Genomic DNA, 7,086 nt, shown 5'->3' on the forward strand with positions numbered 1-7,086 from the left:
CCCAAGGGACTTCTTATGTTGTACGATGACATACAACGAAATATTGCAATGCTTTCGCGCGGTCGGGCCTGCGGCGCCTTTCAAACCACCAGGAGTTGTCTGTCGTAAAGCCCTCAGCGCTCATTGAAAGACATCCTTCCTGGGTGCAGCGCCAGTTTGCGCTGCGCAAGCTGCGCACTCAGCATGCAACCGCCCCTTTTTTTCTCAACACCCTCTTCTTCACCACCACACCACCACCATGCATGCAAACCTGATTGGCGGCGCCTGGACTGACGGCGTTCGCACCTACCAGAACACCAACCCGTCCGACACGCGCGATGTGATAGGCGACTACGCCGTGGCCAGCCGCGAACAGGCGCTCGACGCCGTCGCCGCCGCGCACGCGGCCTTCCCGGCATGGAGCCTGTCCACGCCCCAACAGCGCTTTGACATTCTGGACGCCGTGGGCAACGAAATCATCGCGCGCAAGGCCGAGCTGGGCGACCTGCTGGCCCGCGAAGAAGGCAAGACCCTGCCCGAAGCGATTGGCGAAGTGGGCCGCGCCGCGGCCATCTTCAAGTTCTTTGCTGGCGAGGCGCTGCGCCCCGGCGGTGAGCTGATCCCCTCCGTGCGCCCCGGCGTGGGCATCGAGATCACGCGCGAACCCCTGGGCACCATCGGCATCATCACGCCGTGGAACTTCCCCATCGCCATTCCGGCCTGGAAGATCGCCCCGGCCCTGGCCTATGGCAACTGCGTGGTGTTCAAGCCCGCCGAGGTGGTGCCCGGCTCCGCCTGGGCGCTGGCCGACATCCTGCACCGCGCAGGGCTGCCTGCCGGTGTGTTCAACCTGGTGATGGGCCGGGGCTCGGATGTGGGCGCCGTGCTGCTGGAAGACGAGCGCATTGCGGGCGTGAGCTTTACCGGCTCCGTTGGCACTGGCCAGCGTGTGGCCGCCGCCTGCGTGCCGCGCGGTGCCAAGGTGCAGCTGGAGATGGGCGGCAAGAACCCGTTTGTGGTGCTGGACGACGCCGACCTGAACGTTGCTGTGGGCGCCGCCATCAACAGCGGGTTCTTCTCCACCGGCCAGCGCTGCACCGCCAGCAGCCGCTTGATCGTGACCGAAGGCATCCACGACCGCTTCGTGGCCGCCATGGTCGAGAAAATGAAGACCCTGAAGGTGGACGACGCCCGCAAGGCCGGCACCGACATCGGCCCCGTGGTGGACGACCGCCAGCTCGCGCAAGACCTGGAATACATCGGCATCGGCCAGCAGGAGGGCGCCAAGCTCGCCTACGGCGGCGAAGCCCTGGAGAAGAACGCCGACGGCGCGCCCGGCTACTACCTGCGCCCCGCCCTGTTCACCGAGACCACGCCCGGCATGCGCATCAACCGCGAAGAAATCTTCGGCCCCGTAGTGAGCGTGCTGCGCGCCAAGAACTACGAGGAAGCGCTGGCCATGGCCAATGACACGCCCTTCGGCCTGGCCAGCGGCATCGCCACCACCAGCCTCAAGCACGCCACGCACTTCAAGCGCCACGCCCAGGCCGGCATGGTGATGGTGAACCTGCCCACGGCGGGCGTGGACTACCACGTGCCGTTTGGCGGCCGCAAGAGCAGCAGCTACGGCCCGCGCGAGCAAGGCCGGTATGCGGCCGAGTTCTACACCACGGTCAAGACGGCCTACACCCAGGCCTGAACCTGGCGCCGCCGCCGACGCGGCGGCGCCAGCAGCCACGGTGCTTGCCCTGCGTCAAATTGCCACAAAATCCGGCCCTGGCGCCGATGCAGAAAGCGAGTAACGCTATAACATTTATAGCAAATCGCCTCGCACCGCTGTGTGGCCGCAGTATCATCGCGCCCCATGACCGCCCTCCCACGAACAACCTTTGCCGCGCTGCGCCTGTGGGTGCTGGCATGGTTCGTGGCGTCGATGGGGGTGGCGATTGCATCGCCGCTGGTGAACCCGCAATCCTTCGAAGTGATCTGCTCGGGCACCGGCGCCATCAAGCTGCTGGTGCAGACCGACGATGGCACGGTGGAGATGGGCGCCATGGGCATGGACTGCCCCTTGTGCGCCACTCCCAGCGCGCCGCCCCCCACCCCGGTAGCCGCCGTGCTGCCACCCCACCCCCTGGCCCATGCGCTGCAGCCCGTCGAGGCCGCCCGCATCGCAGCGGCCACTGCGGCGCCACTGCCCGCACGCGGGCCCCCATCGCGCTCTTGATCTGAAGCCTGTTGGCAGTACCCCGTACCTGGTGGTCGGGCGCTGCCTTGTTCCCGCTGGTTTCCAGACCGCGCAGCCCTGCGTGCACTCCACGCGGGCCTGGTTGCGCTGTCGCCTCAAGACAAGAGCGTTTTCATGTCCCGTTCGTACTCCTCCTCCCGCCATGCTGCGGGCTCTCGGCGCCTGCCTCTTTCTCCTTCGTGCTGGGGCGTGCTCGCCACCTGCGCACTGGCCTCCCTCTCTGTCCCTGCCCAGACCACCACGCCCACGCTCAAGGCCGTGGACGTGGTGGACACCGCCGCATCCCCCAACGGCAAGCTGAACCTGGACGCCCCCGTGGACACCGGCAGCCGCCTGGGCCTGACGGCGCGCGAGAACCCGGCCTCCGTCACCGTGGTGGATCGCGCCACCATCGACGCACGCGGCGCACAGGACACGCAGGAAATCCTGCGCGCCGTGCCGGGCGTGGTGGCGCACAACGCGCCGGGCTCCATGTCCGCGCACTACCGGGGCTTCACCAGCAACTCGGTCGCGCAGCTGTACAACGGCATCAACCCGCAGTACGGCAGCGCCACACGCGCGGTCGATAGCTGGATCTACGACCGGGTCGAGGCCATCGGCGGCGCGTCGAGTTTTCTGTACGGATCGGGCGGCGTGGGCGGCTCCATCAACTACATCACCAAGACGGCCGAGCGCAGCGACTTCACCGAGGGCCAGCTGCGCCTGGGCTCCTACGACCTGAAGGAAGTGTCGGTAGGCCTGAACCGCCGCATTGCAGGCGGCGATGGCAGCGCAGGCCCTGCGCACTACGCGCGCATCGACCTCAACCACCGCAACGCAGGCAGCTGGATCGAAGGCACCAGAACACAGTCCACCCAACTGGCGACCTCGCTGCTGTCCGACCTGAGCGGCGGCTTCACGCACACACTGGCCTACGAATACCAGAGTGACCACGTGGACCGCCCGTACTGGGGCACGCCGGTGCTCAACCCCGCCGTGGGCGCGCTGCACATCGACCCGGCCACGCGCTTCAAGAACTACAACAGCGCCGACGGCATGTACGAGCAGCGCGTGCAATGGCTGCGCTCGGTGGCGCAATGGCGTGTGTCGGATGCGCTGCAGCTCAAGAACACGTTCTACGTGTACGACGCCCTGCGCGACTACCGCAACGTGGAGACCTACACCTTCAATGCCACCAACACGGCGGTCACGCGCACGTCCCCGCTGTTGCAACGCCACGACCAGCAGCTCGTGGGCGACCGGCTGGAGGGCACGTACCAAGGCCAGCTCGCAAGCCGAAAGAGCGACTGGGCCTTTGGCCTGGACGTGAGCGTGAACAAGCAGACGCGCTTCCCGTTCGGCCCCTCGGTCACCGCGAGCACGGTCAATCCGTACAACTTCTCGACAGAGAACTTCTTCGACATTCCCGGCATGTCACCCGTCCTGAACCCTGACAAGGACAACAAGATCACCAACACGGCGCTGTACCTGGAAAACCGCACGGCCGTGGTGCCTGGCGTGAATCTGATCACCGCACTGCGGCACGAGCGCATCGAGCTCGACCTGGTGAATCGCCGCGCCGTCACAGCCACCGCGCCCGCCACCTTCAGCCGCAGCTACAGCCCCACCACTGGCCGCCTGGGCGTGGTGTGGGACATTGCGCCCGGCGCCAACCTGTATGCGCAGGCCTCCAACGCGGCCGACCCACCCTCGGGCTCGCTGGCCTCTGCCTCGTTTGCCGATGTGCGCAACAACAGCGAACTGACCACGGGCCGCCAGGTCGAGGTGGGCAGCAAGTTCGACTTCTGGGACGGCAAGGGCAGCGCCACGGTAGCGGCGTTTGACATCCGCCGCAAGAACATCGCATCGCAAGATCCATCCAACCCCAACCTCACAGTGCTGGTGGGCGAGCAGTCGTCCAAGGGCATCGAGCTGTCGGCTGGCATTCGGCCCACGCCGCAATGGCAGTTGCAGGGCAACCTGACGCTGACCCGCGCGCGGTACGAGAACTTTGTGCAGGGCGGTGTCGCGCGCGCGGGCAATGTGCCCCAACTGGTGCCGCAGCAGGTCGCCAACCTGTGGGCCTCTTACGCGATCACGCCCACCGTCACGGCCAGCGTGGGCGTGCGCCATGTGGGCAAGGTGTACGGCAACGCAGCCAACACCAAGTTCTGGCCGTCGTACACGCTGCTGGACCTGGGCCTGGCCTGGAAGGTCAACAAGACCACAACGCTCACCACCCGCGTGCGCAACGCCACCGACCGCATCTACGCGGCAGAGACGCGCGACCAGGTCTACCTGGGCGCACCGCGCACGCTGGACGTGACGCTGCACACCGCGTTCTGACGCAGGCAAGGAACCGGACATGCCACACGCCAAACGCTGGCTGTACCTCGTCCACCGCTGGCTGGGCGTGCTGCTGTGCGCCTTCTTCGCCATGTGGTTCCTCTCGGGCGTGGTGATGATGTACGTGGGCTACCCCAAGCTCACGCAGTCCGAGAGGCTGGCCCACCTGCCGCCGCTGCGCAGCGCAACGCTGGGCACAGAGCCTCTGCTGGAGCCCGCTGACGCCTTGGCGCACGCAGGCCTGACAGGCCCGCTGCAGGACCTGAGGCTCGCCGTGGCCAGCGGCGGGCGGGCGGTGTACCTGGTGGTTCCCGCCGCCCCTGCCGGAGACGCCGTACCACGCCCGCGCAGGGCGCCAGCGCCTGCGGTCATCGACGCCCTCACAGGCGAACGGTTGCAGCGCGTAGACGCCGAGCACGCCCTCGCTTCGGCTCGCGCCTTCGCGCAGGAGCCCAGCGCACGGATCGCACACCTGGGCACGATCGACGAAGACGCCTTCACCCACTCGCGCGCGCTCGACGTGCACCGCCCCCTGCACCGCCTGCACCTGGGCGACAGCGCGGGCACCGTGGTGTATGTGTCGGGCACCACGGGCGAGGTGGTGCGCGATGCGCCGCTGCAGGAGCGCGCCTGGAACTACGCGGGCGCCTGGATCCACTGGCTCTACCCCTTCCGGGGCAATATCTTCAATGGCTACTGGACAGACATCGTCAACTGGCTTTCCATTGCGGGCATCGTGCTCACGCTGACGGGCACCGTGGTGGGTGTGCTGCGCTGGCGCTTCCAGGGCCGGTACAAGACCGGTTCGCGCACGCCCTACCGGGGCTTCATGATGCGCTGGCACCATGTGTTCGGGCTGGTGTTTGCGCTGATCACATTCACCTGGATCTTCAGCGGCCTCATGTCCATGAACCCATGGAAGATATTTGACAGCGGCGCCGCGCCACTGCGCCAGCAGGCCATGAACGGCGGCCCGCTGGTGTTGCCCCCGCAAGCCGCCGCCGTGCAGGCTTTGCTGTCAGGCGTTTCGCCGAACACGCGGGAGCTGCGCTGGGTTCAAAGCGCGGGCCACCCGCTGGTACTTGCGTACAGCCCGACCGGCGCCCCCGCGCTGCTCGACGCGACCACTGCCGCACCCCACCAGTGGCCCCCAGGCGCGGTGGCCGAGGCCGCAGCGCGCCTGCTGCCCCACGCCGTGGTGCGCACCGAAACGCTGACCGCCTACGACCTGCACTACTACGACCGCGCCACCCACACCATGACGGGTGGGGGCGACAAGCCCCTGCCCGCGCTGCGCCTGGTGTTTGACGACCCCCATGCCACCTGGGTCCACATCGACCCCCACACCGGCGCCGTGTTGGGCCGCACCGACAGCCACCGCCGTACCAGCCGCTGGCTGTTCTCCATGCTGCACAGCTGGGACTGGCTGCCGCTGCTGGAGCGGCGCCCGCTGTGGGACATCGTTCTCATTGTGCTGAGCCTGGGTGGTGCGGTGCTGAGCGCAACGGGGGTGGTCATTGGATTGCGGCGGCTGGGAGCCAAGTTCGCATTCGCAGCGGGCCCAGCGTCGCAGCTTGCCGGACAGGGCCGCCGCAGGCGCTCCCGTGTCTTGCCTACGACAGGTGGCTGAGCCATCATTTTTTGTTTGATACTTTTTGTTTCAAACAACTACACTGGGCTTCACCCACCGCACGTCCATCCCGGGCGTGCGGGGGCTCCATCCCTCGCAGAGATTTTCCCCATGCAACTGATCCGCACCATCACTGGCGCCGCCCTCCTGTTGGCCGCTGGCACTTCGGCCTGGGCCGCCACCGACTACAACCGCCCACCTGCAGGCGACGCGCAATACCGGCAGTGCCTGAGCTACTCTGCCACCGTCTACGAGGGTGGCAACGAGCCCAGCCCCATCAAGGGCCAAACCAAGGCCCAGGCCTGGTGCACCTGCATGTGGAACGAAACGCCCGAAGATTTCAAGGGCAACCTCGTGAAGTTCGCCGAAACCCGCAAGGGCAAGGAAACCAACAAGCTGTGCGAGAAGCATTCGGACTGGAGCGAATAAGCGCCACGGTGCAATAGACCGGTTGGCGGTTTCCCACAACAGCTGAAGTGCCCCCATGTTCGCCCAAGCTGTTGGGTTTCAATCAGTCTGCCAACCTGCAGGCCATCAAGGCACAAGACGAAATGATGGGTTCGCTGCTCGAAGTGAAGGCCTGAGCCAGCAGTGTGCAGTCAGGCGGAATTCCTTCGGCGCTGACCCGGCACCCGCAGTTCGCGCCCTTGCGTACTACCTGCCCGCCGTAAAAGTCTGTAACCCGCGCAGCCCACCTCCTGCATTTCCCACGTGCAGGAAGCTCCTGATTTAATAGCTGCTCGCGCAATCCCTGATTGCCCTGCAGCCCGATTCCTGGCATTCACCGCCGCCCACACTGGCCCGTCCCATGTAGGGGTCATTCCTAGCTAGGAACACTCCTAGCTAGGAGCCTTCCCAGTTTCGCGCGCTGATGCCTGTAGGCACAGTCGCGCGCCATGCAAGT

The 7,086-nt window shown here is 66.5% G+C and carries 5 protein-coding genes; all 5 read left to right on the forward strand.

Going from position 1 to position 7,086, the window contains the following annotated elements:
* The first annotated feature begins 238 nt into the window (after nucleotides 1-238).
* The 5 genes from KW832_RS25035 to KW832_RS25055 all read left to right on the forward strand — a co-directional run bounded on the left by KW832_RS25035 (nucleotide 239) and on the right by KW832_RS25055 (nucleotide 6,611).
* Complete coding sequence (locus KW832_RS25035) at nucleotides 239-1,678, forward strand: aldehyde dehydrogenase family protein (RefSeq protein ID WP_218301888.1); 1,440 nt, start codon at nucleotides 239-241, stop codon at nucleotides 1,676-1,678.
* A 165-nt stretch (nucleotides 1,679-1,843) separates the two neighbouring features.
* Nucleotides 1,844-2,206, forward strand: a complete 363-nt coding sequence (locus KW832_RS25040) for a DUF2946 family protein (RefSeq protein WP_121422557.1) — start codon at nucleotides 1,844-1,846, stop codon at nucleotides 2,204-2,206.
* A 135-nt stretch (nucleotides 2,207-2,341) separates the two neighbouring features.
* Nucleotides 2,342-4,552: a TonB-dependent siderophore receptor gene (locus tag KW832_RS25045; protein ID WP_255577952.1), complete on the forward strand. Its 2,211-nt coding sequence runs from the start codon at nucleotides 2,342-2,344 to the stop codon at nucleotides 4,550-4,552.
* Between the two features lie 19 nt (nucleotides 4,553-4,571).
* Nucleotides 4,572-6,182, forward strand: coding sequence for a PepSY-associated TM helix domain-containing protein (locus KW832_RS25050; RefSeq protein WP_218301889.1), 1,611 nt, complete (start codon nucleotides 4,572-4,574; stop codon nucleotides 6,180-6,182).
* A 111-nt stretch (nucleotides 6,183-6,293) separates the two neighbouring features.
* The gene (locus tag KW832_RS25055) at nucleotides 6,294-6,611 is read left to right on the forward strand and encodes a hypothetical protein (RefSeq protein ID WP_055402051.1); all 318 of its coding nucleotides are present in this window, start codon (nucleotides 6,294-6,296) and stop codon (nucleotides 6,609-6,611) included.
* Nucleotides 6,612-7,086: the final 475 nt, after the last annotated feature.

The organism is Acidovorax sp. sif0632, from assembly GCF_019218805.1.
GTDB lineage: Bacteria > Pseudomonadota > Gammaproteobacteria > Burkholderiales > Burkholderiaceae_C > Acidovorax > Acidovorax facilis.

Coding starts and splice junctions, on each gene's coding strand:
- KW832_RS25035 (WP_218301888.1), top strand. CDS start 239: ATGCATGCAAACCTGATTGGCGGCGCCTGGACTGACGGCGTTCGCACC.
- KW832_RS25040 (WP_121422557.1), top strand. CDS start 1,844: ATGACCGCCCTCCCACGAACAACCTTTGCCGCGCTGCGCCTGTGGGTG.
- KW832_RS25045 (WP_255577952.1), top strand. CDS start 2,342: ATGTCCCGTTCGTACTCCTCCTCCCGCCATGCTGCGGGCTCTCGGCGC.
- KW832_RS25050 (WP_218301889.1), top strand. CDS start 4,572: ATGCCACACGCCAAACGCTGGCTGTACCTCGTCCACCGCTGGCTGGGC.
- KW832_RS25055 (WP_055402051.1), top strand. CDS start 6,294: ATGCAACTGATCCGCACCATCACTGGCGCCGCCCTCCTGTTGGCCGCT.